This window comes from Massilia pseudoviolaceinigra (assembly GCF_030846505.1).
Taxonomy (GTDB): Bacteria; Pseudomonadota; Gammaproteobacteria; order Burkholderiales; family Burkholderiaceae_D; genus Telluria_A; species Telluria_A violaceinigra.
In genome coordinates this window covers 56,749-79,405 of the sequence record NZ_JAVCWL010000029.1, presented here as the reverse complement: position 1 = coordinate 79,405, position 22,657 = coordinate 56,749, and the positions used below count along the sequence as shown (strand labels likewise).

Here is a 22,657-nt window from a genome sequence, read left to right as displayed (position 1 = left end):
GAGGGTGCCGGATGGATACGGTATACATGCGCTATCCGAACATGAACCTGAAGGAACCAGCAATGAACATCACCAGTTATGACGACCTGATCCAAGCCGCGCGCGCGCAGCCGCAACCGCAGCGTGTGCTGTTTGCCTTTGCCCGGGCGGAGTTGCCCGACGACGCAGGCGCCGACCAGCGCGCCGGTTTCGCCGAGCGGCGCGGCGGGGCCTTGGCCCCGGTCATGTGCGTGGATAAAACTCTCGACGAGCTGGGCAGCTTTGCCGATCTGGTGACCGAGTCGGCATACACCGGCAAGGAGTGGGATATCGTCTTCGTGACCACCATGTCGGGGCGCAACGGCAAGCCACCGGCATCGACCGAAGCGGAAGCGCCGCTCAATATGATGGTGACGTATATTCACACCGGACAGATCGGACAGTTCCTGGCGTTTGGGCGCGATGGGGAATTGCGCCAGTTTGCGCCGGCATAGGGTTCGTTGCGATTGCGACGCGGTCGCTCCGCAGGTGCGCATCAAGCGCTAGCGCCAGGCCCCATGCGGGGCGCCGGGGCTCGCTGGCGATCCATCAAGCGCTGGCCAGGCCTGCGCGCAAAGGTTCGCACCGGTCCCGCGCAAGCGCCAAGACGTCGTCCAATTTGGCGCGCGCGATTGCCAGCGGGAACACGCCGCAGTCCGCCTGGCCCTCCTGATGAATCTGCATCATGCATGCCTGCGCCTGGGCCGGCGGCATGGCCAGGACCGATTCGAGCACCTCGACCACAAATAGCATCGGCGTATAGTCATCGTTAAAAATCACCAGCCGCGCTTCATCGCTGCCTGGCGCGAACGCGTGGTCCCGCTCCGCGTCTTCCGTGGCCGCACCGTGCGCGATGCGACATGCCAGACGGTAGCGATCAAGGCCATGCTCTTCCAGGGCACTGGCTGCAAGGCCAATGCGATGGCGAACGATGGCAAATAGCAGGACGCGGAGGTCGACCGGGCTCGCCATGTTGATAGCGCGGACGGTCGCCTCCAACATCGCGTGCTGCAAATGCTCGCCAGGTGATATTGTTCGTTCCAGCAAGTTATCCAACTTCGCTGCCCCGATCGTCATGTATTGCGCGAGGCGCGCACGCAAGCCGCTGGGCCCGCCGCTTGGCCATTTCAAGGCGTTCGCCCTTGCAGCAAGCTGATCAGCCACAACGGTGCGCATATTCCCGTGCAGGGCGGCCACCTTCCCCGCCGGCATACAGTCATTCAAGATCGCGCGGGCCCCATCGTCCTCGATCACATGGACCAGAACGCGTTCCAGCGTGAGGCGTTTGTCGTAGTGGCGCCGGCATGAGGCAAACGATGCGTTCAGCACGCGTTCGAGGTCGGGGGCGGGATCGCCAGCGGCGATACGCAAATTGGTCATGACGCGATCACCTCTTATCCCTGCGGGAAGAATTATAAAAGTTTCAACAAAGAACGGGATGTTATCGAGTCTTTGCATAGCGGTCAATCCGGACCGCTGGTTTGAAGGGTGATAACCTTTCCGTCGCGCGCGGCCGGGCGACACGCCTGACGTTCCGGGCTGTCTCCACGAAGCCCGCCGCGGCGGCGCCCATCAGCATCCCCGCGCACGCGCCGGCGAGCAGCGACAAACGTTGTTCTGACGCCTCATGACAAGAGATTAAACAATGGCCGGCTCTCCCGGCTCCGGCACTGCGAAGCGCGCAAGCGCAAGCCGTTTTCGCTCCCTCCACCGTCCACCCGCCCGAAACCCATTTAACTTGTAATGTGTTGACATGGATCAATGAGTTCGCGAGACTGCATTCATCACTACAGTCGCTTGCGATCTGACGGCAGCGACATCTTGTCGGGATTCTCAGACAAAGTTGAACTCATCGGGAGCTCCCATGTTAAAAAACTATTCGATCCGCGTCATTTTTACCGCGTTCTTTCTCGTCAACGTGGCGCTGTCGGTGTGCTCCCTGATGGCCTTCTCGCGCGTCTCCACAGAGCAGGGCAACACCATGCTCGCCAGCGAAAATCGCTACCAGTCCTTCCTGCTTGCCGACGAGCTGCGCCAGAGTTCCGACGACCTGACCCGCCTCGCGCGCACCTTCGTCGTCTCGGGCGATGCTGCCTACGAACGCCAGTACATGGACATTCTCGCGATCCGCAACGGCGCCAAGGCCCGTCCGCAAAACTATGAACGCATCTACTGGGACTTCGTCGCCGCCGGTGTCGACAAGCCGACGCCGGACGGGCCAGCCATCGCGCTGGCCGACCTGATGCGCAAGGCGGGATTTACCGATGCCGAATTCGCCAAGCTCAAGCAGGCCCAGGACAACTCGGATGCCTTGGTCAAGACCGAGGTGATCGCCATGAACGCCGTCAAAGGCTTGTTCGATGACGGCACCGGCAAGTTCACGCAGAAACGCGAACCCGACATGGACATGGCGCGCAAAATCATGCACGACGCGAATTACCACAAGAACAAGGCGACCATCATGGCGCCGGTCAATGAATTCCTGGCCATGCTCGACAAACGCACCGGCGAAGAGGTGCGGATCGCCGCCGCCCGCGCCGATACCGCTTTCTGGATGGCCGTTGGCGTGCTTGGCGTGTCCTTGTGCCTGTCGCTGGTCACCGTGCTCATGATCTACCGGCACATCAAGCTCGGCTTCACCCACGCGATCGATACCGCCAGCAAGATCGCCTCGGGCGACCTGAATGGCGAGGCCGCGCAAGACCGCAGCGATGAAGTCGGTGAGCTGCTGCAAAGCATGAACACCATCAGCATTAACCTGAGGCAGACGGTGCAAAAGATCCGGGAAAGTTCCGACGAAATATCGGCCGCCACCCACGACATTGCGGTCGGCAACGCCGATCTGTCCGCGCGCACCGAATCGCAGGCCAGCTCGCTGGAGGAAACCGCCTCTTCCATGGAAGAGCTGACCAGTACCGTCAAGCAAAATGCCGACAACGCCCGTCAGGCGAACCTGCTCGCCTCGTCCGCGTCCGAGGTGGCGATCAGGGGCGGCACGGTCGTCTCGCAAGTGGTCGATACAATGGGCTCGATTAACGAATCGGCACGCAAGATCGTCGACATCATCAGCGTGATCGACAGCATTGCTTTCCAGACGAATATTCTTGCGCTCAACGCGGCTGTGGAAGCGGCACGCGCCGGCGAACAAGGGCGCGGCTTCGCGGTCGTGGCCTCGGAAGTGCGCAACCTGGCCCAGCGCTCGGCCGGTGCGGCGAAGGAAATCAAGGCCTTGATCAACGATTCGGTCGACAAGGTGGACCTGGGCAGTAAACTGGTCGATCACGCCGGCACGACCATGAACGAAGTGGTGGCCAGCATCCAGCGCGTTTCCGCGATTGTCGGCGAGATCGCGACGGCCAGCCAGGAACAGTCATCGGGCATCGAGCAGGTCAACCAGGCCATCGTCCAGATGGACGCCGTTGTGCAAAGCAATTCCTCGCTGGTCGAACAAGCCGCCGCCGCTGCCGAATCGCTGGAGGAACAAGCCGGCAATCTGGTCGAGACGGTCAAGATCTTCAAGGTTGATGAGCTGGGAACGCAACGCCATGCAGCTACGCGAGCCCCTGCTGCCAGGAAGAACGGCCCCCCTGCGGCCCGGAAGAAACCTTCACCGGTGCTGATCGGCGCCGACTAGAGCGACCAGCCAGCGGGGTTTGCGTCTGCCCGTTCCGGGTCACTTTAAGGGTGCGGCGGCTGTTTCATTGCGTGCGCTTATAAAAGCGATCGCGCGCTGGGTGCTGGCGATCTTGTACTTGAAATCCCCGCCCTTCGACTTCCACCTGTAGGTGCGTCCACCCGTGGTGACGGTGATCAGATGGCGTTTCGGTCCGCTCATCAGCACGCCGCCAAAGATCAATCCGAACGCCAACGCGCCGACCGGGATGCGAGTGCCGGCCTCGACCGAACCAAACACGAACAGGGCGATAATGCCGGCCACAAGCGCGGCGCCGAACAGCATGGGAACCAGGGCCCACTTGACCTTGTACGTCATCGCGGCAGTCGGTCCGAGGTGAATGCGAACCAGTTCATACCCATTCAGGGAAAGGACTTTACGTTTCACCACAACAATTTGGTGGGTCCGGATGCTGGCGATCTGATTGTAGTGCTTTCCATACTCGTCAGTATGGACGAGCGTGGCGATATTCTGGTCTTCGGTATGGATGTCGGGCATGGCAGGGATGGCTGGCGATGAAAGACAACACTGTATGCATTAATGCAACTTTAGCGAAAGCATGTTGCAGCGATTGCTCACCTTTTTGTTCTACGCGCGGAGAACTCAAGGCGGTGACATCACATAGACAAAACCCGCGACTGCCCATGAGGCCATGATCAGCAAGGTGATCCAAGTCAAAAAGTGCTGCGTACGCGGAAACATCGGGGCACGCGCGTAAAAAGCCTCTACGACTGTGACGATAAGCTGTATGCCGCATAAACTACCCAGGGGAAGCAGGTTGAAAGCAGCCATCTTCGCCGCCGTCAGGCCCAGCACGAAACCGAACGACTGCTGCGCCAGCGCGGCGTGATAGGCAGCCAGGTACGCCTGGGCACGGGTCAAGGGGCTGAGCGCGCCGGTCAGTATCTGTGAAAAACTGCTCGCAAAATAGCGCGGAGCGTCGACACCGAGCAGCACGCAAGCGATGGCAAGCAAACAGGCAGGAATGCAGGCCGTCACCAGCAACTGCGCCCACACTGGCTGGACCTCGAGCGCGCCCTCTTTTTCGTGCGTGGTGAGCAGCGGCATGAATTGAGATGTCTTGAACCGCACCGACGAGTTGATCGGAATCAGGCGCAGAGTCACGTTTTTGCGCTTCAGCAGCACGGGGCCAGCCCCGAGCGTCAGCGCCCCCACCACAATCCCGAGGGATCGCGCAACCCAGGCAGTGACCAGGACCGGCGCGTGCGAGATGATCGCCCAAATCAGGTAAACGGTCAGCAACATCACGGGAGGGGCTGCCCCATGGTCGCAGCCGGATGTGTGCACCAGGCCAGAAGCGCATCGACCAGCGGCCCGTACAAGTTACTTCCCCTGAGCTGTTCCCGCCAGCGGCAGGGAATGCCGTGTATGCCGACGCGCACGCCCGCAATGCCGCCGGCGATGCAGGCGGTCGTATCGGTGTCGTTGCCCAGGCTGACCGCCGCGCGCACTACCTCTTCGTAGGTGCCTGCAGCCTGCACCAGCCGCGCCGAGCGCAGGGAATCGACGACGTAGCCGGAACCGCTGCCGCCCGGTGGATCGTCGGGGCGCACTGCCCATTCCAGTTCTTCCAGCGCTTCAGGCATCGACGCGTAGATGGCGCGCAGCGCCGCCACCGCATCACCCCAGGCATCGCCCGATCCCGACAGCTCGCGCCGCGCCCACAGGCAGTACAGCGCGCAGCACACTTGGGAGCGCATGTGGCCATGGGTGGGAAGGGATTGCTGGTGGGCGTCGCGCACCAGGCTGGCGTCCGACCCGCGATGCCACAGCGCCAGCGGCAAGGCGCGCATCAGCGATCCGTTGCCGTTGTCGTACTGGTCGCATGGGCCCGCCTGCGCCGCAGGCGTGCCGGACCGCAGTGCGCGAATGGCGGTTCCGGTGCTCACGCCGACATCGAACACCACGCCATCGACCGCCATATAGCCCTCGTCGTACCATGCGAGCAGCCGGGCGCCGAAGTCATGGAGGGCGAGGCTGCCACGCTCGAGCAGCGACGCCAGCAGGCACAATGCGTGGGCGCCATCATCGGACCACGTTCCTGGGGCCACTGCCTGGTGCGAGCGCGGGAACTGCGGCGGGGGTGTGAAATCGATCAGGGCGGCGGGTGGAATATCCGCTGCCTTGTGAAACTCGTAGGGAACACCCAGCGCATCGCCGACCAGCAGGCCGACGATGCCGCCAGCCAGCCTTTCCTCGTACGTTGGTTGGCGCCGCGTCATGGGGGCGTGCCTGCGGGCGAAAAGGACATCGGTACAGTTTTCTCTCGTCGAATAAGCCTCGCATTGTCTTGAATACGCTGGCAGACGGCAAGAGAAAATTAGAAGTGAGCAAAATGATGCCCGAAGCCGGTGTCAGCCGGCCCGGCCCGCTCACCGTACCGTGCACTCAGGCGGTGCCGGAATCATCATTGGCCGCCTTGATGGGCTCAGCCGGTGACATGCCATCCTTCTCCCAGCGGTCGAAGGTGGCCATGATGGCGTCACGGGTTTTCTGGCTGAGTTCGGGCAGCGTTCCGCCGAGGGCCTCGGCGGCTTCGTCAAAGCCCTGCTGCACGGCAGCCCGGATCGCGGCCAGCCTGGATGGGTCGTCGCCGATCGCTCCCTTGGCCATATTGAGGATACGCTCGGACACCTGGGCAACGCCAAACTCGCCGTCGTCGGCCGTGGCCGCCTTGGCCGCTTCGATGGCTGCCGGATCGGCATCGAGCTTTTGCTCGCCGCTGACCACTTTGGACAGGTTCAGCCCCTGCTGTTCGATCGCGGGCAGGATCAGGTTGATGACTTCCTGCGCCTGGCGGTCCGACTCGGCCAGCAGGGCGTCGAGGTCGGGCAGCGTATCGACCGCCGCCGCGGCCGCACGCGGCACGCCATAGGTCAGCGGCGCTTCGGCCGGTCCGCTCAGGGTCACCTTGTCGGTCTTGACGCTGCCGTCAGCCTGAAGGCCCTCGTTCGGCCGGCGCCCCGCTTCTCGCGGCGCGATCGGCGTGGCGCCGTTTGAGGGGGTTGTATTCGAAATGGTAATGCTCATGACCTCTCCTTCTTGGCGCGTTGCACGCCGTAACGTTAGATCTTCATAGGCAAAAGACGGCAGTGTGCCGTGCTCGTTAATGATTAACGGCAGGATTGGTAAAAAGTTGAATGATCAAACGGCGAAGGTGAATCCAGGGTCGACAGCGCGAGCAGCTCCCGCGTGGCATCGCCTGGCGCCTCGATCCACGACATTGGCAACTCGATGTATTTTGCGGAAAACCAGCGGTATCAGATGGCGTGATGAATTTCCGGTAAATTGAATTGAATTTGGCTGGGACAATAAAGATCCCAGCCATACGAGATAATTGCAATTCCGTTGACCTGACATGAGCCAGACAGTGGCTTTAGCCTAAATTGAGCGTCCAGGTGGGAACGCCTTCGTCGTCATCGTTGGATAAGGCGACGTCCTGGGTCCAGCTGGCAATATAAGTCCAGTGAGTATCTTCCAACCAGGCCAGGGTACCGAAATCGATGGCGCGCAGGCGGATGAATTTGACATACAGGTCGATGTTATCCTTGATCCACATGTCGTCGCCGTTAACCCGCAGTTTAATCTGCAGGTGCCCGCTCAAGCCGTGTGAAAACTCGAGCCCGTAGCCCGGATAGGGCATCGGAATCGTTCCTATGCCGGCTGGTAGTACCGGCGTCAGGTCGTTACGGCGGGGCAGTTTGGTCGGCCCGCTGTAGGTGTAGCCGCGGCTGTCGCCACGTTCGTGGTCATCCACCTCCGCATAATCCAGGTTGAGCACGCGGATTTCCGTTCCATTTCTTATAATGCTAGCCTGCACGAGGTTATCGGTTTCGGCGTTAGGAACATTTTTGGTTGCCGCAACCAGCCCGATCGAACCGATCCACATAATATTCTCCTCAGAATAGATGGCGATTAGCATGTGCTTTCTTTAGGAAAAGCTTCATGCATATGGGGAGTGATCGGATGCAAGCCCTCTGGAAACAGCGGGAATACCGCCAACCACCCTCATCCATTATTCTGTGGAGTCCAATGCCGGCGTTTGCGCCACATTAACCGCAGGCCAGCGCCCACCCGTGACCATCAGCGGTATGACTGGTTACCGATACATCAGGCGCCGGGGAAATCAATCAAGCGGATAACTATTTCCAATCAACCTCTTGCGAAAACGAAAATGGCGCCGGATTGCCATTGACCAGATGGGGCGTAAACTTCCCGTCTCGATAATATTTGTCGAATACCGGCAGAAGCAAATCCAACGATGCGAAGGTTTCCCCGTTCGCACTGGTAACATGTGTCGGGATCAGACTGTTCCAGGCCGCAACCACGCCAGAAACGTTGCCAGCCTCGTCCACGCTGACTTTCACGCTGACCGCGCCCGTCACACCACGCCGCTCCAGTAATTCGGGAAGAGAGACGAAGGCCTTGCCCGGGGTAAAACCCGGCCTGGCCCGCAGCGGCGCGCGCGCAGGTGCCAGCCTGTCAAATGCGGTCGAGTATTGCGCATGCGTCACACTTTTCCTGAACAAACTGGCATCGCTGACGGTTGCGTCGAGGATGGCATGGGTGGTCAGCCAGTCGCGGTCGCACTGCTCCTGCGGTGTGCCAGGAGCGCGTTTGCCGTAGGAATATTCGTTATCAAGAATTGCCGCATCAGCAGCCGGTAGCGACTTTCCGAGTTTTTTAAACGCTGCCATGACACGCATTGTCTGCACCTCCCCCACAGGCCGGTCGCCCGGCCTTGGGTTTTGAATACGCGCCAGTTCCCGCACATACGCCGCCGCGATCACGCCCGCAAGCCGATCTTTGTGTTCATCGATCAATGAATGACGGGTACGCTGCACCAGCGCTGAACTGTCGTCCGCGCTACGCGTCTGGCAGCCCTCGCGGGGACTCCCATACAGCGCCTGCGTGCCCGGCAAGCGAAACAGAATGGAAACATCCCGGTCGTCCAAAAATTCAAATGAAGCCAGCCTGATTTTCTGGTAGTGTCGCCACCAGTTGCTCACCAGTTCTTCCTGCGTGGTCGCCGCATTGGCGATGAGCCATTCCTGCAACGCATCCCGATAAGCTTTCTGCTCGCCGAGCCTGGTCAGAATCGCCGCGGCAAACTGTCGTCCTTGCTCATCGGTGCTTAAGCCTGTGACCGCAAACTGATCCTTTTCATCGCTGGCTACCTGTTTCTGCAAGATCTGAAGGAACTGGCCGGCGGTCGGCGTGGTCGCCGCGCCCGACGCCAGCGCCGCAGTGGATAGAAAAATCGCCGCAACTGCCCGCGCGGCGCGCAATCGTTTGTTCATCATGGGGGGCAGATTCGAAAATTGGCAATCATAAAGTGTGCCACGTGGAAATTTTCCATGCAAGCCTTTTACCTCCACCGTATTTGAACGGCACCCCATCACGCTGTTCCGGCCGGCAGCACCCGCCCTTTGACCGCATCGATCGGGCACACCATCGGCAAAAACTGCTGCCGGCGCGCCGAATAGCCCATCAGCGCACCGCTGTCGATATCGAAATACCAGCCATGCAGCACCAGCTTGCCCTCCTCCACCCTGCGCTTGACCCACGGGTAGGTCAGCAGATTGTCGAGCGACTGCAGGATGCTGGCCTGTTCGCACGCCTTGTGCCGCTGTTCCGAACTCTTGTGCGCCAGCTCGCGCATGACGCGCACCCGCACCGGTTCGGCGATACGCATCCAGCGCTCGACGAATCCGGTTTCGCGCTGCTCCGGTTCCAGCGGCTGCGGCGCGAGCAAGGCGCGAATGCCGCCGCAGCGCGCATGCCCGAGCACGATCACGCGCGCCACTTCCAGGTTGCAGATGGCGAACTCGATCGCCGAACTGACGCCTGGCGGTGCGTCCGGCGTGCAGGGCGGCACCAGATTGGCGATATTGCGCACCACGAACATATCGCCCGGACCGCTGCCGGTCAGCAGCATCGGATCGACCCGCGAATCGCAGCAGCCGATCAGCAAGGTGCTGGGACGCTGTCCGCCGCGCAAGGTGTCGTAGACGCCATGATCCTCGCTGAAATACTGCTGCTGGAAGCGGCTGAAACCGCGTACGAACTTCTCGATGTCTTGCATGTCGTGCTCCGTTCAGCCGGCGTGCTCGCGCAAGCCGTCGATATTCATGATCGTCACATTCCTGCCCTGCACGCCGATCAATCCATGCATGGTCAGATCGCCCAGAATGCGCGAGAAATGTTCGGGCGTCAGGTTCAGGCGCGACGCCACCACTGCCTTGCTGACCGGCAGGGTCACCTGCGCACCCTGCCCGGTCGCCTCGTCCTGCAGCAGGTAACCGATCACACGCTGCGTGCCCGACTGCAAGGCAACCGATTCCAGGTCGCAGATCAGCCCGTGCATGCGCCGGCTCAGGCCAGCGAGCATCTTGCGGGCAAAGCCGGGGTCGTGCGCGATGCCGTCGAACACCGCTTCCTTGGTCACGTGCAGCAGCAGCGAATCGGCCAGCGCCGTGGCCGAGACGATGTAGGGCTTTTCCATGAACATCAGCGCTTCGCCGAAGCTGTGCCCCGGGCCGATCAGCTCGATGATCTTTTCCGCGCCGTTGGCCACCCCGGCGGCGAGCTTGACCTGGCCGAAAATGACCAGGTGAAAGCCGCGGCAGGTATCGCCGCGCTGGAAGATGATGTCGCCGCGCGCCACATGGCGCTCGCTGGTGCCGGCCGCGATGGCGTCGAGCTCGCTAGGCGACATCGCATCGAACAGCGGCACGCGCGCCAGGAAGGTCTGGGGCGAGAATCGGGTCTTTTCCATGACCGCTCCGGCTATCAGCACGGCATGTCCGCACGGCGCCGCGCGTAGTACCACCACGTGACCGCGATGCACGAGACGTAAAAGCCGACGAAGCCCCACAGTGCCGCATCCGGACCGCCGGTCAGGGCGATCGAGGTGCCGTAGCACTTGGGAATGAAGAACGCGCCGTAAGCCGCCACCGCCGAGGTGAAACCGAGCACCGCCGCGCCTTCTTTATTGGCGTCGAGAATTGCCTGCTCCTTGGCGGCGTGGCCCTTGCCTTCGGCTGCGCGCTGGCGTTCGGTGAGAAAAATCACCGGGATCATGCGGAAAGTCGAGGCATTGCCCACGCCGGTGCCGGCGAACAGCAGCATGAACATCCAGAAAAAGCCCATGAAGTTGCCCGCCGCGCCGCCATGCGGCAAGAACTGGATCACGCCGATCACGGCCCCGATCATCAGCACAAAGGTCCACAAGGTCACGCGCGCGCCGCCCAGCTTGTCGGCCACGATGCCGCCCGCCACCCGCGCCAGCGCCCCGACCAGCGGCCCGAGGAAGGCGTAATCGAGCGGATTGACATCCGGGAACTGGGTCTTGATCAGCAGCGGAAAGCCGGCCGAATACCCGATGAAGGAACCGAAGGAGCCGGTGTACAGCCAGCACATCAGCCAGTTATGCTTGCGCTTGAAAATGATGGCCTGCTCCGAAAACGAGGCCTTGGCCGAGGCCAGGTCGTTCATGCCGAACCACGACGCGAGCGCGGTGAGCGCAATGAACGGTACCCAGATGAAGCCGGCGTTCTGCAGCCACATGGCCTTCGATGCGCCGCCCTTGACCCACAGCTGGGATTCGCCGCCCAATGCGCCGAACACGCCGGCAGTGATTACCAGCGGCACCACGAATTGCACGGCCGACACGCCCAGGTTGCCCAGGCCGGCATTCATGCCGAGTGCGTAGCCTTTCTGCGCCTTGGGATAGAAAAAGCTGATATTCGCCATCGACGAAGCAAAATTGCCGCCGCCAAAGCCGCACAGCAGGGCCAGGATCAGCATGATCGGGTAGCTGGTGTTGACGTCTTGCACCGCAAAGCCGATGCCGATGGCGGGAATGAGCAGCGAGGCGGTGGAGACGGTGGTCCACTTGCGCCCGCCGAAAATCGGCACCATGAACGAATAGAAGATGCGCAAGGTCGCGCCGGACAAGCCCGGCAGCGCAGTCAGCCAGAACAGCTGGTTGGTGCTGTACTTGAAGCCGATATTGGGCAGGTTGACCACGACCACGCTCCACACCATCCAGACGGCGAAGGCGAACAGCAGCGCCGGAATCGAAATCCACAGATTGCGGTTGGCGGTCGCCTTGCCGCTCTTTTGCCAGAAGGCCGGCACTTCGGGCTCCCAGGTGGCAATGACATATTTACTCATTTGATTTCTCCTTTAAATTAGGCGACGACAGCCAGCCGGGCCGGCGCGGCGGGCCGCGCACTGTCTTTGAAGCTGAAATGCATCCACACCAAAGACACGCACACCGTGCCGTAGAGCAGCATGAAAGCGGACGAGCGCACGCCGGTCAGGTCGACCAGGGCGCCGAACAGGATCGGCAGCACGAAGCCGCCCAGGCCCCCGGCCAGCCCGACCACGCCCGAGACGGCGCCGATGTTGTCGCTGAAGTCGTCGCCGATGAACTTGAACACCGACGCCTTGCCGACCGCCATGGCTACCCCGACCACGAACAGCAGCACCGTAAACATCACCGGCGTGAGGCCGATCTGCAGCGTGGTGCTGCCGGTCACGGTCTTGATGATCATGTTGGTCTGCGGGTAAGACAGCAGGAAGAAGCAGACCCAGCACACCCACATGACCCACCAAGTGACCTTGTAGGCGCCGTACTTGTCCGAAATCCAGCCACCGAGCGCGCGCAGCACGCCGCCGGGCAGCGAGAAGCAGGCCGCCAGCAGCGCGGCCAGGCCCATGTCGAAACCGTATTCCGTGACGTAATACTTGGTCATCCACAAGGCCAGGCCCACATAGCCGCCGAACACGACCGAGTAGTACTGGCAATAGCGCCACACGCGCGGGTCCTTGAGCACCTTCATCTGCTCCCTGAACGACACGCCGGCCGGCATCTTGTGGGCGGGGTCGCTGTAGGTGCCGAGCCAGAACACGGCGGCGGTCAGCAGCATCGCCACCGCGTACACCTTGGGCAGCATCTGCCAGCCGAAGGCGGCGATGATGGCGGGAGCGACGAACTTGGTCAGCGCCGAGCCGGAGTTGCCCGCGCCGAAGATGCCCATCGCCAGCCCGCGCCGTTCCTTGCCGAACCAGCGCGCCACATACGGCGTGCCGACAGAGAACGAGCCTCCGGCCAGGCCGACGAACAGGCCCAGCACCAGGAAGTGCCAGTAAGCGGTGGCGTGCGAGATCAGCCAGATCGGCAGCGCGGTAACCAGCATGAGGATGAAAAACACGATGCGCCCGCCGTAGCGGTCGGTCCAGATGCCGAGCGGCACGCGCACCAGCGAGCCGCTCAGCACCGGCGTTGCCGCCAGCAGGCCGAATTCGGTCTCGTTCAGGCCCAGCTGGGCCTTGATGGGAATGCCGAGTACCGCGAACATCATCCAGATCGCGAAGCAGATGGTGAAGGCGAAAGTACTGCTGGCCAGCACCGCTATTTGTTGTTGATTCTTGCTAGACACGTTCTTCTCCCGGACCGATGACCTGATACAGGAAGCTTACGTGCTGCCGTAAGGCACGACTATTAGCCTGAGGGCGAGTTTTCCGCGGCAATCTGGCTAGTCTTCTAGCCCAAAAGAACTAGTCAGCACACGTCAGGAAAGCTGTATTGATATGAATCAATGATGCGTTTGCGGATTTTGAGGTATAAGGACAGACCAAGACTATGTGAGGCCGTCCATGCAAGACATTGCAACACCCGATTCCAGCTGCGAACCCGGCTGCGCCACGCAGGATGCCGCCCAGCTCAATGCCAGCTGCTTTTGCGCCGGCCCTTCCGCCGCGGCACTGGCCGACGCGCTGCAAAACGATAGCGCCGGGCCGGAAGTGCTTGCATTGATCAGCGAACGCTGTCCGCATCTGTTCGCAGCGCTCCCGGTGTTCGTGTCGCCTGAGCAGTCGGCGCGCATGGCGCAGCTGATCGGCGCGATCGAAGAAGTGATCGCGCTGCCGGCCTGGCAGGCCGCGGTACTGGCCGACGCACCGGCCATCGCGCGCCACGATCCGGGCGCGCGCGGCGTCTTTTACGGCTACGATTTTCACGTGGGCGAAGACGCCATCGGCCTCATTGAAATCAACACCAATGCTGGCGGCGCCCTGCTCAATGCGGCGTTGGCGCGGGCCGGCCACGGGTGCAGCGCGATCGGCGAGGCCGGCAACGGTGCCGCGCGCGCGCTGGCGCTGGAAGAGGCCATCGTCGACATGTTCCGCGCCGAGTGGCGCCTGGGCGGGCGCACTACGCCGCTGCGCACCATCGTGATCGTCGACGACGACCCCGAAAACCAGTACCTGTATCCGGAATTCCTGATGTTTCGCCAGCTGTTTGCGCGCCACGACATCGAAGCGCTGATCGTCGACCCGTCGATGCTGCGCTGGGAAGCCGGCAGCCTGTGGCGCGGCGACCTGATTGTCGATCTGGTGTACAACCGCCTGACCGATTTCATGCTCGACGCGCCCGGTCACGCGGCACTGCGCGACGCCTACCTGGCATGCGCGGTGGTGCTCACGCCGCATCCGCGCGCGCACGCGCTGTACGCCGACAAACGCAATCTGGCGCTGCTGACCGACGATGCGCAACTGGCGGCGCTGGGCGTGGCCGATGAAACGCGCGCCATCCTTCTGCGCGGGATTCCGCATACGGAGCTGGTGCGGGCAGACCAGGCCGAGCGCCTGTGGCGCACGCGGCGCGAGTGGTTCTTCAAGCCGGTGGCCGGCTACGGCGGCCGTGCGGCCTACCGCGGCGACAAGCTCACCAAGCGCGCCTGGCAGGACATCCTCGATGGCGACTACGTGGCGCAGGCGATCATGGCGCCGCCGGCGCGCACCGGCGGCAGCGCCGAGGCGCCGGATCAGCTCAAGTTCGACATCCGCAGCTACACCTACGACGCCAAGGTGCAATGGACGGCCGCGCGCGTGTACCAGGGTCAGACCACCAACTTCCGCACGCCGGGCGGCGGTTTTGCGATGGTGTACACCGCGCAGGCTTAGCAACGCGTAGCGCCCTACTTCCAGACGATGATGGCCTTGTCCGCGCGTCCGCCAGGGGCCGCGCTGTGCGCAATCAGGTCCGCCAGCGTCACCGCATCGAGCACCCGCAAATACGCCGCCGTCGCCGCCCCGAGCACGCCCTTGAGCGCGCACGCCGGCGCCAGCGTGCAGGCGTTACTCGCCGGATCGAAGCACTCGGCCATGTAAAAATCGGTTTCGCTGTGGCGCACCACTGCGCCGATATTGATCTGTTCGGGCTCGAGCTTGAGGCGCAGCCCGCCGTTGCGGCCCCGTACCGTCTCCACCATGCCCGACAAGCCAAGCTGGTACACCACCTTCATCAGATGGTTCTTCGAGATCGCGTGCACGTCGGCGATGTCCTGGATGGTCGCCAGGCGATCGCGGTGCATGCCCAGGTAGATCAGGGTGCGCAGGGTGTAATCGGTATAGGCGGTCAGTCGCATCGGCGTCGGAATGGTTGGATGACAGGTTAAATGAGGCATCCAGTATACATCTATTGATCCGGATGGCATCGTGAAGACGTAAAGAAGTATTTAACTTGCTTGTTTAAATAGATGTATCTAGAATCCTTCTTTAACGGGGCGGACTGTACCGCGCCGTTCTAATAATAAGGAAACCACGCCATGCACGCCTCACGCAAACTATGGACCTGGCTCGCGGTCATCTGCGTCCTGTCCTTCGCCGTCCTCGGCTGGGTCGGGACCGAAATCTACCTGAGCGCTCCCCCGATTCCACAGCAAGTCACCAGCCGCCAGGGGGAAGTATTGTTTTCCGAAGGCGAAGTCCAGCGCGGCCAGCAAGCCTGGCTCTCGGCCGGCGGCCAGCAACTCGGCTCCGTCTGGGGTCACGGCAGCTATCTGGCGCCCGACTGGTCGGCCGACTGGCTGCATCGCGAAGCGCTGGCCCTGCGCGAGATCTACGCCACCAAACAGTTCGGCAAACCCTTCGCCCGGCTGGACTTCGAACAGCAGGCTGCCCTGGGCGAGCGCCTCAAGCGCGAGATGCGCGCCAATACCTGGGACGCGCGCACCGGCATCATCCTGCTCTCGCCGGAACGCGCGCAAGCCGTGCGTGAAGTGGCGGCCCATTACAGCGCCCTGTTCGGCGCCGACCCCAAACTCGACGCCCTGCGCGAGCAGTACGCCATGAGCGCCGGCAGCCTGTCCACTGCGCAAGACCTGCGCGCCCTGCCCGCCTTCATCTTCTGGTCTTCCTGGTCGGCCGCCACCGACCGTCCCGGCGAAACGGCAATCAGCTACACCAGCAACTGGCCGCACGAACCGCTGGTCGGCAACGGCCCCACCGCAGGCGCCGGTATCTGGTCGATCGCCAGCGTGATCCTGATGATCGCCGCCATCGCCGCCATGATCTTCTATCACGGCCGCGCCGGCGAAGGCGACGACCCCGTGCCGCCCAAGGCCGACCCGCTGTTCGACATGAAGCCGACGGCATCGATGCGCGCCACCCGCAAGTACTTCTACGTCGTCATCGCGCTGATCCTGACGCAGGTCGGCATGGGCATCATCACCGCCCACTACGCGGTCGAAGGCCAGAGCTTCTTCGGCTTCCCGCTCGGCCAGATCCTGCCGTTCGTCGTCAGCCGCACCATCCACACCCAGTTCGCCGTGCTGTGGATCGCCACCGCCTGGCTGGCCACCGGCCTGTATATCGCCCCCGCGATCTCGGGACACGAACCGAAATACCAGGCGCTCGGCGTCAACGTGCTGTTCTACGCGCTGCTGTTCATCGTGGCCGGCTCCACCATCTCCGGCTGGCTGGGCACACTGCAGCACCTGGGTAACGGCTTCAGTTTCTGGGTCGGCAACCAGGGCCTGGAATTTACCAGCATGGGACGCGTGTGGCAGATCCTGCTGTTCGTCGGCCTGCTGTTCTGGGTCCTGCTGCTCGGACGTGGCCTGCTGCCGGCCCTGCGCAAGCCATCCGAAAGCCGCGGCCTGATCGCCATGGTGTTCCTGGCCGCCCTGTGCATCGGCGGCTTTTACGCCACTTCGCTGACCTGGGGTCCGCGCACCCACTACGCCATGGTCGAATACTGGCGCTGGTGGCTGGTGCACCTGTGGGTCGAAGGCTTCTTCGAGGTGTTCGCCACCGCCGTCATCGCACTGCTGTTCACGCGCCTTGGCCTGATCGCCGCAAGCACCGCCAACAGCGCCATCATCCTGGAGACCATCGTGTTCCTGTTCGGCGGCATCCTGGGCACCCTGCACCACCTGTACTTCACCGGCACGCCGACTTTCGTCATCGCCATCGGCGCCATGTTCTCGGCGCTTGAAGTCGTGCCGCTGGCGATGATCGGCGTCGAAGCATGGCGCAACTACAAGCGCTCCAAGGCGGCCCCATGGGTGCAGGCCTACAAATGGCCGATCCTGTGCTTCATCTCGGTCGGTTTCTGGAACGTGGTGGGCGCCGGGCTGCTCGGTTTCGCCATCAACACCCCGATCGCGCTGTACTACATGCAGGGTATGAACATGACGGCGGCCCACGGCCACGCAGCGCTGTTCGGTGTCTACGGCATGCTCGGCATCGGCCTGATGCTGTTCTGCCTGCGCGGCCTGACCGAGCGCGCCGCCTGGTCCGACAAACTGCTCGCACCGATGTTCTGGTGCCTGAACATCGGCCTGGCGATGATGGTGTTTATTTCGCTGGTGCCGGCCGGGATCTACCAGGCCTGGGCCAGCGTCACGCAGGGCACCTGGTATGCGCGCTCGCCCGAGGTGGTCCACTCGCAGCTGATGGAAACGCTGGTGTGGCTGCGCGTGCCGGGTGACGTGGTGTTCTCGGTCGGCTGCGCGTTCCTGGCGCTGTTCGCCTTCAAGCTCGCCACCGGGGCACGCGGCAGCAATTACGTCGTCGGCTCGGTAGCACCGACCACGCGTTGACGTATTTTCCCCCGGCAGGGACTTCCTGCCGGGGGCTGTATCGTTTACACTACACAAGGAGTATCAACATGACACACGCTGTTTCATCGACCGCCTCGATTGGACTCTACCCGTTCGACGCGCGCGGCGTCGCCAAGCGCTTTCGCCACGCCGCCCTTTTCGGTGCGCTGGCCGCGCTGGAGCCGGGAGAGACCATGCGCTTTTATAACGACCACGATCCGCTGCCGCTGCTGGCGCAGATCGAGGCCCATTTCGGATCGCGCGTGACCATCGCCTACGTGGCGCGCGCGCCGGGCGAAATCATCATCGACTTCGGGATCGCCTGAACAGAAAGGACCACGCATGGAGTACCTCGCCGTCAAACACCTGCATATGAGCTGCGCCGCGCTCAGCATCGGCCTGTTCTTGCTGCGCGGCGTCTGGATGCTGAACGACGCGCCGCAGCTGGCGCAGCGCTGGGTGAAGGTAGCGCCACACGTGGTCGACACGGTGCTGCTGGCCAGCGCACTGACCATGGTGGTGTGGAGCGGCCAGTACCCGTTCGTCCAGCCCTGGCTCGGCGCCAAGGTGGTGGCGCTGGTACTCTACATCGTGCTCGGTGCGGTCGCGCTCAAGCCCGGCCGCCCGAAACAGGTACGCGCCATCGCTTTCGGTGCGGCCCTGCTCACCGTCACCTACATCGTCGCGGTCGCGCTGACGCGCCGGGTCTTGATCGTCGGCTGACACCAGCCGCCAATTGCCCCGAAATGTAATGCACATCAAGGAATTTACAGAACGCAAACCTTAGCATTCTGTTGACGACCGCTTCCGCGACGTCCAACAGAAAAAGAAAAGGTCACATCATGCGTTCGCTTCCTCTCCGCCTCGCCGGCACCTGCCTTGCCACCGCTTCCGCCTTCATCGTCCTGTGCTCCGCCTCCGCCAATGCCGCGCAGCCGGCGCTGCCGGTCGTCGTCCAGGAACTGGTGGCTCCGCCGGCGCTGCCGCCGCAGATCACGCGCAAGACACCGGCGCGCGTGGTGGTCAACCTGACGGTCGAGGAAATCGAGCGCGAAATCGCGCCGGGCACGCGCTACACCTTCTGGACCTTCGGCGGCACCGTGCCGGGCAAGATGATCCGCGTGCGCGAAGGCGACACGGTCGAACTGAACCTGCAAAACCTGGCCGGTAACAAGCTGCCCCACAATATCGACCTGCATGCGGTGACCGGTCCCGGTGGCGGCGCCGGACAAACCCTGATCGCACCGGGCAACCAGGCCAGCTTCACCTTCAAGGCGCTGGCTCCCGGCCTGTACGTCTACCACTGCGCCACCGCCCCTGTCGGCATGCACGTCGCAAACGGCATGTACGGCATGATCCTGGTTGAACCCAAGGAAGGCATGTCCAGGGTCGACAAGGAATACTACGTGATGCAGGGTGACTTCTACACCACCGGCGCATATCGCGCGCCCGGCCTGCAGGGCTTCGACATGCAAAAGGCGATCGACGAGCGGCCGACGTATGTACTGTTCAACGGCGCCGATGGCGCCCTCACCGGCAAAGGCACGCTGACCGCCGCCGCCGGCGACAAGGTGCGCATGTTCTTCGGCGTGGGCGGGCCGAACACCGTCTCGAGCTTCCACGTGATCGGCGCCATTTTCGACAAGGTCTATACCGAAGGCGGCACGCGCTTCCAGGAAAACGTCCAGACCACCCTCGTGCCGGCCGGCGGATCGACCATCGTCGAATTCGTGCCGCGCGTGCCGGGCAACCTGACCCTGGTCGACCACTCGCTCACGCGCGCCTTCAACAAGGGCGCGGTGGGCCTGATGGCGGTGAGCGGCCCGGAACGCCCTGAAATCTATGGCAAGGGCATCAAGACCGCTTTGCCCGGAACCAAAGCGCCGCCTGTCGTCGCCAGGGCTGCGCTACCCGCCGCCACCGATGCGCAACGCCTGCGCGGCAAGGCCGTCTACGACAGCACCTGCGCCTCGTGCCACCTGCCCGACGGCAAAGGCGTTCCCGGCGTGTTCCCGCCGCTCGCCAATTCCGACTTTTTCCAGCAGCGTCCCTACGAGATGGCCCATATCGTGCTGCATGGCCGCAGCGGCGAAATGGTCGTCAACGGCGAGCATTACAACTCGGTCATGCCACCGCAGGACCTCAATGACGAGGATGTCGCCGCCGTCATCAACTACGTGAGCACCGACCTGAATGCCGGGAAAACCGTCATCACGCCGGCCCAGGTCAAGCAGATGCGTCAGGTCAAGGCCAATTGAGCGCGCCATGAAACACCACCTGACCACCTTCGCCTGGGCGTCGCTGCTGTGCGGGGCGGCCGGCGCCGGCGACTACGTGGCGCTGCCCGGCGGCGAGCTGCGTTCGGTGATGCCCGCCGACGGCAAGGAAGCGCCGGCCGTTGTCGCGCCGTTTTCGATGCGCGCCACGGCGGTCACCAACGCCGAGTTCCGCGCGTTCGTCCTCGCACATCCGCAATGGCAGCGCGGCCAGGCAGCGGCCGTGCTGGCCGCGCCCACCTATCTGGCGGCGTGGCGCGGCGCCGCCGATCACGGCACACTGGCGCCGGATGCGCCGGTGACCAACGTCAGCTGGCACGCGGCAAACGCCTTTTGCGCCAGCGAGGGAGCGCGTTTGCCGCACTGGTACGAATGGGAATACGCCGCCGCGGCCGACGCCACCCGTGCCGACGCGCGCGACGACCCGCAATGGCTGGAGCAAATCCTCAACTGGTACGCCCATCCGGCCAGCACGCCGCCGGCCCGTGTGCGCGCCAACGCGCCAAACTATTACGGCCTGTACGACATGCATGGACTGGTGTGGGAATGGGTCGAGGATTACAGCGCGCTGTTCGTCAGCGCCGACAGCCGCAGCCAGGACCCGCGCAAGGTGCTCGACTACTGCGGCGGCGCGGCGCTGTCGCTCGGCGACCGCCGCAACTACGCTGTGCTGATGCGCATGGCCCTTCTGGCCGCGATGGACGGCGCGCAGGATGGCGGCTATCTGGGCTTTCGCTGCGCGCGTGGCGACGCCGGCCACACACCTACACCGGGACTATCGCCATGACTACCTTTAACCCCCTGCGCCGCCTCCTGCTGCGCACAAGCGCGCTCGCCGCCAGCATGATCGCGGTGCCACTGGCGCATGCCAACCCGCTTCCCGCCGAATCGCTCTACCGCCTGTCGGTGCCGCTCAAGGATAGCCAGGGCCGCCAGTTCGACTGGCGCGCGCTGGCCGGCCGTCCCCTGCTGGTAACGATGTTTTACGGCGACTGCAATGCGGCTTGCCCGATCATCATCGAAAACCTGCGCCGCACAGTCGACCAGGTCAAGCCCGCGCCCGGGCGCCTGGCGGTGCTGATGGTCAGCCTCGACCCGCTGTACGACAGGCCCGACTCCCTGGCCCAGCTGGCACGCTTGCACAAGCTCGATCCCGCCATCTTCCGCCTGGCGGTGGCCGCCAATGAAACGCATACACGGGCCATGGCGGGCGCCTTGCAGATCAAGTATCGCGCCGTCACCAACGGCGAAATCAACCACACCACGCGCGTGTGCCTGCTCGACGCCGGTGGCAAACTGCTGGCCAGCAGCACCCAACTGAGCCCACTTCCCGATCCGGCCTTCGTTGCGCAGATCAGCCTGGCGCTTAATAGGGGGGCTACTCATACGACAGATATCAGTTAAAGGCACACACGCAATGTATTGCAGAAAAAATTGATCACATCGACACCCAGTATGGAAGATTGAAAGAGCTTGTGTTCGCCCGGCAGGATTTTTTGAGTCAGCGGTTGCGCCAGTTCCAATCCATTTTCACTGTTGGTCAGCATGACAAAGCCGTCTCCCGTTCGAACGGAGGCAATGGCGAATGCGCGGTAGCCCGTATTGTTACCCCACTGCCAAATATAAGCGTCATCGGGACCATGCTCAATTCCCCAGCTTAAGCCCCAGCTGAGACCCAGGCTTGGGTCGACCGTGACGGGTGATGCGGTTATCTGTTTCATCACATCGTCATCGTTAAGCACCTTGACGAGAAATTTCCCATAATCCGCCGCGCTGGTGTGAAGGGAAAAAGCGGCGTTCGGGTTCTTCAAATCCATCGTCGCCCTGGGGGTTCCATTCGCTTTCGTCCCGGGCAGAAGATTTTTCGCGATTCGTTCGTTCCATACGTAGTCGCTGTCATTCATGTCCAGCGGCTTGAAGACCTGCGAGGTCATGAATTGATCCAGTGGCTGATTGGTGACCGCCTCCACGGCCCGCTGCAGCAGCACGTAGCCTTCCCCCGAATAATTCCATTTTGTCCCGGGAGTCGAGTCGACATTCAGTGGTCCGGAGGCCCAATTTGGCAATCCTGAAGTGTGGTTCAACACCATCCGGACGGTAATTGCCTGAAGTCGCGGGTCGGTCACCAGAGCGGAAGGCTCCGCTTTCGACGGATCGAATGGGTGCCGATAGCCTTGCGGCAGATACTTCACGACCGGCACGTCAAGCGCCAATTTTCCTTGTTCCACCAACTTCAGCACAGCATACGCAAAGACCGGTTTACTCAGGGATGCCGCTTGAAAAACGCTGTCTGCATTCAGCGTGGAGGCTGGCATGCAACCCGTCGCCGAATCGAATGAATCAAGCTGCCGGTTCTTGATGACGGCAACCGCCACAGCGCAAACATGGTGCCTTTCCGCAAGAACTTTCAATGTGTCGCGCACATTCGCTGGCGCCAAATCAGTCCGCGTGGAAGAAGCACACCCGGACAAGAATAGGGATACAACCGGCATCAGAAGCAAGTAGCCGCCATGGCCCGTGAAAAAGGCACTTCGATTGAACATCAGCACGCGTGAGGGTCGCATGAGCACCTTTTCATATCAAGACTCGCCGTGAAAAGTAGGGAGAATAACATTTCCCGAATTAATATTGGGAATCACAACGCCGCCTGCGTTGACGCCCCTGAACAGGCACTCCAGAGGGCAAAAACCAACCTGTATCAAGGATTTTACGATCGCTTCAAAACGCCGTTGACCCCACTAGATATAGTCAATAACCTCTCTGCATGCACCACA

At 62.5% G+C, this 22,657-nt stretch carries 22 protein-coding genes; 9 read left to right on the top strand and 13 right to left on the bottom strand.

Going from position 1 to position 22,657, the window contains the following annotated elements; all coding sequences use genetic code 11:
* Window positions 1–11 precede the first annotated feature (11 nt).
* A complete protein-coding gene (locus RBA40_RS24830; RefSeq protein WP_306650800.1) occupies window positions 12–473 on the top strand; it encodes a ribonucleotide reductase subunit alpha in 462 nt (153 codons plus the stop codon).
* A 94-nt stretch (window positions 474–567) separates the two neighbouring features.
* Here the strand turns inward: RBA40_RS24830 and RBA40_RS24825 are convergent, their stop codons facing one another.
* Complete coding sequence (locus RBA40_RS24825; RefSeq protein ID WP_306650799.1) at window positions 568–1,398, bottom strand: ATP-dependent Clp protease adaptor ClpS; 831 nt, start codon at window positions 1,396–1,398, stop codon at window positions 568–570.
* A 484-nt stretch (window positions 1,399–1,882) separates the two neighbouring features.
* Between RBA40_RS24825 and RBA40_RS24820 the strand changes: the two genes are divergently transcribed.
* Window positions 1,883–3,652 (top strand): methyl-accepting chemotaxis protein, encoded by a 1,770-nt coding sequence (locus RBA40_RS24820; protein WP_306650798.1) that lies wholly within the window; start codon window positions 1,883–1,885, stop codon window positions 3,650–3,652.
* 39 nt (window positions 3,653–3,691) lie between these two features.
* On the opposite strand, the gene RBA40_RS24815 is transcribed toward RBA40_RS24820, so the two are convergent.
* From RBA40_RS24815 to RBA40_RS24770, 10 genes are all read right to left on the bottom strand, one after another.
* Entirely contained in the window at window positions 3,692–4,189 is a 498-nt protein-coding gene (locus tag RBA40_RS24815) for a hypothetical protein (protein WP_306650797.1), read from the bottom strand.
* Window positions 4,190–4,294: 105 nt separating this feature from the next.
* Window positions 4,295–4,957 carry a site-2 protease family protein gene (locus RBA40_RS24810; protein ID WP_374710550.1) on the bottom strand — a complete coding sequence of 221 codons (663 nt, stop codon included), beginning with the start codon at window positions 4,955–4,957 and terminating at the stop codon, window positions 4,295–4,297.
* Complete coding sequence (locus RBA40_RS24805; protein WP_306650794.1) at window positions 4,957–5,934, bottom strand: ADP-ribosylglycohydrolase family protein; 978 nt, start codon at window positions 5,932–5,934, stop codon at window positions 4,957–4,959. Before RBA40_RS24805 ends, RBA40_RS24810 begins: the two co-directional genes overlap by 1 nt.
* A 166-nt stretch (window positions 5,935–6,100) precedes the next feature.
* A complete protein-coding gene (locus tag RBA40_RS24800) occupies window positions 6,101–6,742 on the bottom strand; it encodes a hypothetical protein (RefSeq protein WP_306650792.1) in 642 nt (213 codons plus the stop codon).
* A gap of 346 nt (window positions 6,743–7,088) precedes the next feature.
* On the bottom strand, window positions 7,089–7,634 hold the full coding sequence (locus RBA40_RS24795) for a hypothetical protein (RefSeq protein WP_306650790.1): 546 nt from the start codon (window positions 7,632–7,634) through the stop codon (window positions 7,089–7,091).
* Window positions 7,635–7,854: 220 nt separating this feature from the next.
* Entirely contained in the window at window positions 7,855–9,015 is a 1,161-nt protein-coding gene (locus RBA40_RS24790; protein WP_306650788.1) for an energy transducer TonB, read from the bottom strand.
* A 95-nt stretch (window positions 9,016–9,110) separates the two neighbouring features.
* Complete coding sequence (locus RBA40_RS24785; protein WP_306650786.1) at window positions 9,111–9,797, bottom strand: carbonic anhydrase; 687 nt, start codon at window positions 9,795–9,797, stop codon at window positions 9,111–9,113.
* Between the two features lie 12 nt (window positions 9,798–9,809).
* A complete protein-coding gene (locus tag RBA40_RS24780; protein ID WP_306650784.1) occupies window positions 9,810–10,490 on the bottom strand; it encodes a Crp/Fnr family transcriptional regulator in 681 nt (226 codons plus the stop codon).
* Between the two features lie 14 nt (window positions 10,491–10,504).
* Window positions 10,505–11,890, bottom strand: coding sequence for a NarK family nitrate/nitrite MFS transporter (locus RBA40_RS24775; protein WP_306650782.1), 1,386 nt, complete (start codon window positions 11,888–11,890; stop codon window positions 10,505–10,507).
* 17 nt (window positions 11,891–11,907) lie between these two features.
* The gene (locus RBA40_RS24770; protein WP_306650780.1) at window positions 11,908–13,161 is read right to left on the bottom strand and encodes an MFS transporter; all 1,254 of its coding nucleotides are present in this window, start codon (window positions 13,159–13,161) and stop codon (window positions 11,908–11,910) included.
* A 217-nt stretch (window positions 13,162–13,378) separates the two neighbouring features.
* Between RBA40_RS24770 and RBA40_RS24765 the strand changes: the two genes are divergently transcribed.
* Complete coding sequence (locus RBA40_RS24765) at window positions 13,379–14,686, top strand: hypothetical protein (RefSeq protein WP_306650779.1); 1,308 nt, start codon at window positions 13,379–13,381, stop codon at window positions 14,684–14,686.
* A 14-nt stretch (window positions 14,687–14,700) separates the two neighbouring features.
* Here RBA40_RS24765 and RBA40_RS24760 read toward each other — a convergent pair whose 3' ends face one another.
* The gene (locus tag RBA40_RS24760; protein ID WP_306650777.1) at window positions 14,701–15,150 is read right to left on the bottom strand and encodes an RrF2 family transcriptional regulator; all 450 of its coding nucleotides are present in this window, start codon (window positions 15,148–15,150) and stop codon (window positions 14,701–14,703) included.
* Between the two features lie 180 nt (window positions 15,151–15,330).
* Between RBA40_RS24760 and RBA40_RS24755 the strand changes: the two genes are divergently transcribed.
* The 6 genes from RBA40_RS24755 to RBA40_RS24730 all read left to right on the top strand — a co-directional run bounded on the left by RBA40_RS24755 (window position 15,331) and on the right by RBA40_RS24730 (window position 21,287).
* The gene (locus RBA40_RS24755) at window positions 15,331–17,607 is read left to right on the top strand and encodes a nitric-oxide reductase large subunit (RefSeq protein WP_306650776.1); all 2,277 of its coding nucleotides are present in this window, start codon (window positions 15,331–15,333) and stop codon (window positions 17,605–17,607) included.
* A gap of 68 nt (window positions 17,608–17,675) precedes the next feature.
* On the top strand, window positions 17,676–17,933 hold the full coding sequence (locus RBA40_RS24750) for a DUF2249 domain-containing protein (RefSeq protein WP_306650775.1): 258 nt from the start codon (window positions 17,676–17,678) through the stop codon (window positions 17,931–17,933).
* Window positions 17,934–17,949: 16 nt separating this feature from the next.
* Complete coding sequence (locus RBA40_RS24745) at window positions 17,950–18,330, top strand: SirB2 family protein (RefSeq protein WP_306650773.1); 381 nt, start codon at window positions 17,950–17,952, stop codon at window positions 18,328–18,330.
* A gap of 119 nt (window positions 18,331–18,449) precedes the next feature.
* Entirely contained in the window at window positions 18,450–19,865 is a 1,416-nt protein-coding gene (nirK, locus tag RBA40_RS24740; RefSeq protein WP_306650771.1) for a copper-containing nitrite reductase, read from the top strand.
* Window positions 19,866–19,872: 7 nt separating this feature from the next.
* A complete protein-coding gene (locus RBA40_RS24735; RefSeq protein WP_306650770.1) occupies window positions 19,873–20,670 on the top strand; it encodes a formylglycine-generating enzyme family protein in 798 nt (265 codons plus the stop codon).
* A complete protein-coding gene (locus tag RBA40_RS24730) occupies window positions 20,667–21,287 on the top strand; it encodes an SCO family protein (RefSeq protein WP_306650769.1) in 621 nt (206 codons plus the stop codon). Before RBA40_RS24735 ends, RBA40_RS24730 begins: the two co-directional genes overlap by 4 nt.
* Here RBA40_RS24730 and RBA40_RS24725 read toward each other — a convergent pair.
* Window positions 21,284–22,447 carry a serine hydrolase domain-containing protein gene (locus tag RBA40_RS24725; RefSeq protein WP_306650767.1) on the bottom strand — a complete coding sequence of 388 codons (1,164 nt, stop codon included), beginning with the start codon at window positions 22,445–22,447 and terminating at the stop codon, window positions 21,284–21,286. The genes RBA40_RS24730 and RBA40_RS24725 overlap by 4 nt on opposite strands.
* Between the last annotated feature and the right edge of the window lie 210 nt (window positions 22,448–22,657).

Excerpts from the sequence above, each read along its gene's own strand:
- RBA40_RS24830 (WP_306650800.1), top strand. The coding sequence starts at position 12 with ATGGATACGGTATACATGCGCTATCCGAACATGAACCTGAAGGAACCA.
- RBA40_RS24825 (WP_306650799.1), bottom strand. The coding sequence starts at position 1,398 with ATGACCAATTTGCGTATCGCCGCTGGCGATCCCGCCCCCGACCTCGAA.
- RBA40_RS24820 (WP_306650798.1), top strand. The coding sequence starts at position 1,883 with ATGTTAAAAAACTATTCGATCCGCGTCATTTTTACCGCGTTCTTTCTC.
- RBA40_RS24815 (WP_306650797.1), bottom strand. The coding sequence starts at position 4,189 with ATGCCCGACATCCATACCGAAGACCAGAATATCGCCACGCTCGTCCAT.
- RBA40_RS24810 (WP_374710550.1), bottom strand. The coding sequence starts at position 4,957 with ATGTTGCTGACCGTTTACCTGATTTGGGCGATCATCTCGCACGCGCCG.
- RBA40_RS24805 (WP_306650794.1), bottom strand. The coding sequence starts at position 5,934 with ATGACGCGGCGCCAACCAACGTACGAGGAAAGGCTGGCTGGCGGCATC.
- RBA40_RS24800 (WP_306650792.1), bottom strand. The coding sequence starts at position 6,742 with ATGAGCATTACCATTTCGAATACAACCCCCTCAAACGGCGCCACGCCG.
- RBA40_RS24795 (WP_306650790.1), bottom strand. The coding sequence starts at position 7,634 with ATGCTAATCGCCATCTATTCTGAGGAGAATATTATGTGGATCGGTTCG.
- RBA40_RS24790 (WP_306650788.1), bottom strand. The coding sequence starts at position 9,015 with ATGATGAACAAACGATTGCGCGCCGCGCGGGCAGTTGCGGCGATTTTT.
- RBA40_RS24785 (WP_306650786.1), bottom strand. The coding sequence starts at position 9,797 with ATGCAAGACATCGAGAAGTTCGTACGCGGTTTCAGCCGCTTCCAGCAG.
- RBA40_RS24780 (WP_306650784.1), bottom strand. The coding sequence starts at position 10,490 with ATGGAAAAGACCCGATTCTCGCCCCAGACCTTCCTGGCGCGCGTGCCG.
- RBA40_RS24775 (WP_306650782.1), bottom strand. The coding sequence starts at position 11,890 with ATGAGTAAATATGTCATTGCCACCTGGGAGCCCGAAGTGCCGGCCTTC.
- RBA40_RS24765 (WP_306650779.1), top strand. The coding sequence starts at position 13,379 with ATGCAAGACATTGCAACACCCGATTCCAGCTGCGAACCCGGCTGCGCC.
- RBA40_RS24760 (WP_306650777.1), bottom strand. The coding sequence starts at position 15,150 with ATGCGACTGACCGCCTATACCGATTACACCCTGCGCACCCTGATCTAC.
- RBA40_RS24755 (WP_306650776.1), top strand. The coding sequence starts at position 15,331 with ATGCACGCCTCACGCAAACTATGGACCTGGCTCGCGGTCATCTGCGTC.
- RBA40_RS24750 (WP_306650775.1), top strand. The coding sequence starts at position 17,676 with ATGACACACGCTGTTTCATCGACCGCCTCGATTGGACTCTACCCGTTC.
- RBA40_RS24745 (WP_306650773.1), top strand. The coding sequence starts at position 17,950 with ATGGAGTACCTCGCCGTCAAACACCTGCATATGAGCTGCGCCGCGCTC.
- nirK (WP_306650771.1), top strand. The coding sequence starts at position 18,450 with ATGCGTTCGCTTCCTCTCCGCCTCGCCGGCACCTGCCTTGCCACCGCT.
- RBA40_RS24735 (WP_306650770.1), top strand. The coding sequence starts at position 19,873 with ATGAAACACCACCTGACCACCTTCGCCTGGGCGTCGCTGCTGTGCGGG.
- RBA40_RS24730 (WP_306650769.1), top strand. The coding sequence starts at position 20,667 with ATGACTACCTTTAACCCCCTGCGCCGCCTCCTGCTGCGCACAAGCGCG.
- RBA40_RS24725 (WP_306650767.1), bottom strand. The coding sequence starts at position 22,447 with ATGCGACCCTCACGCGTGCTGATGTTCAATCGAAGTGCCTTTTTCACG.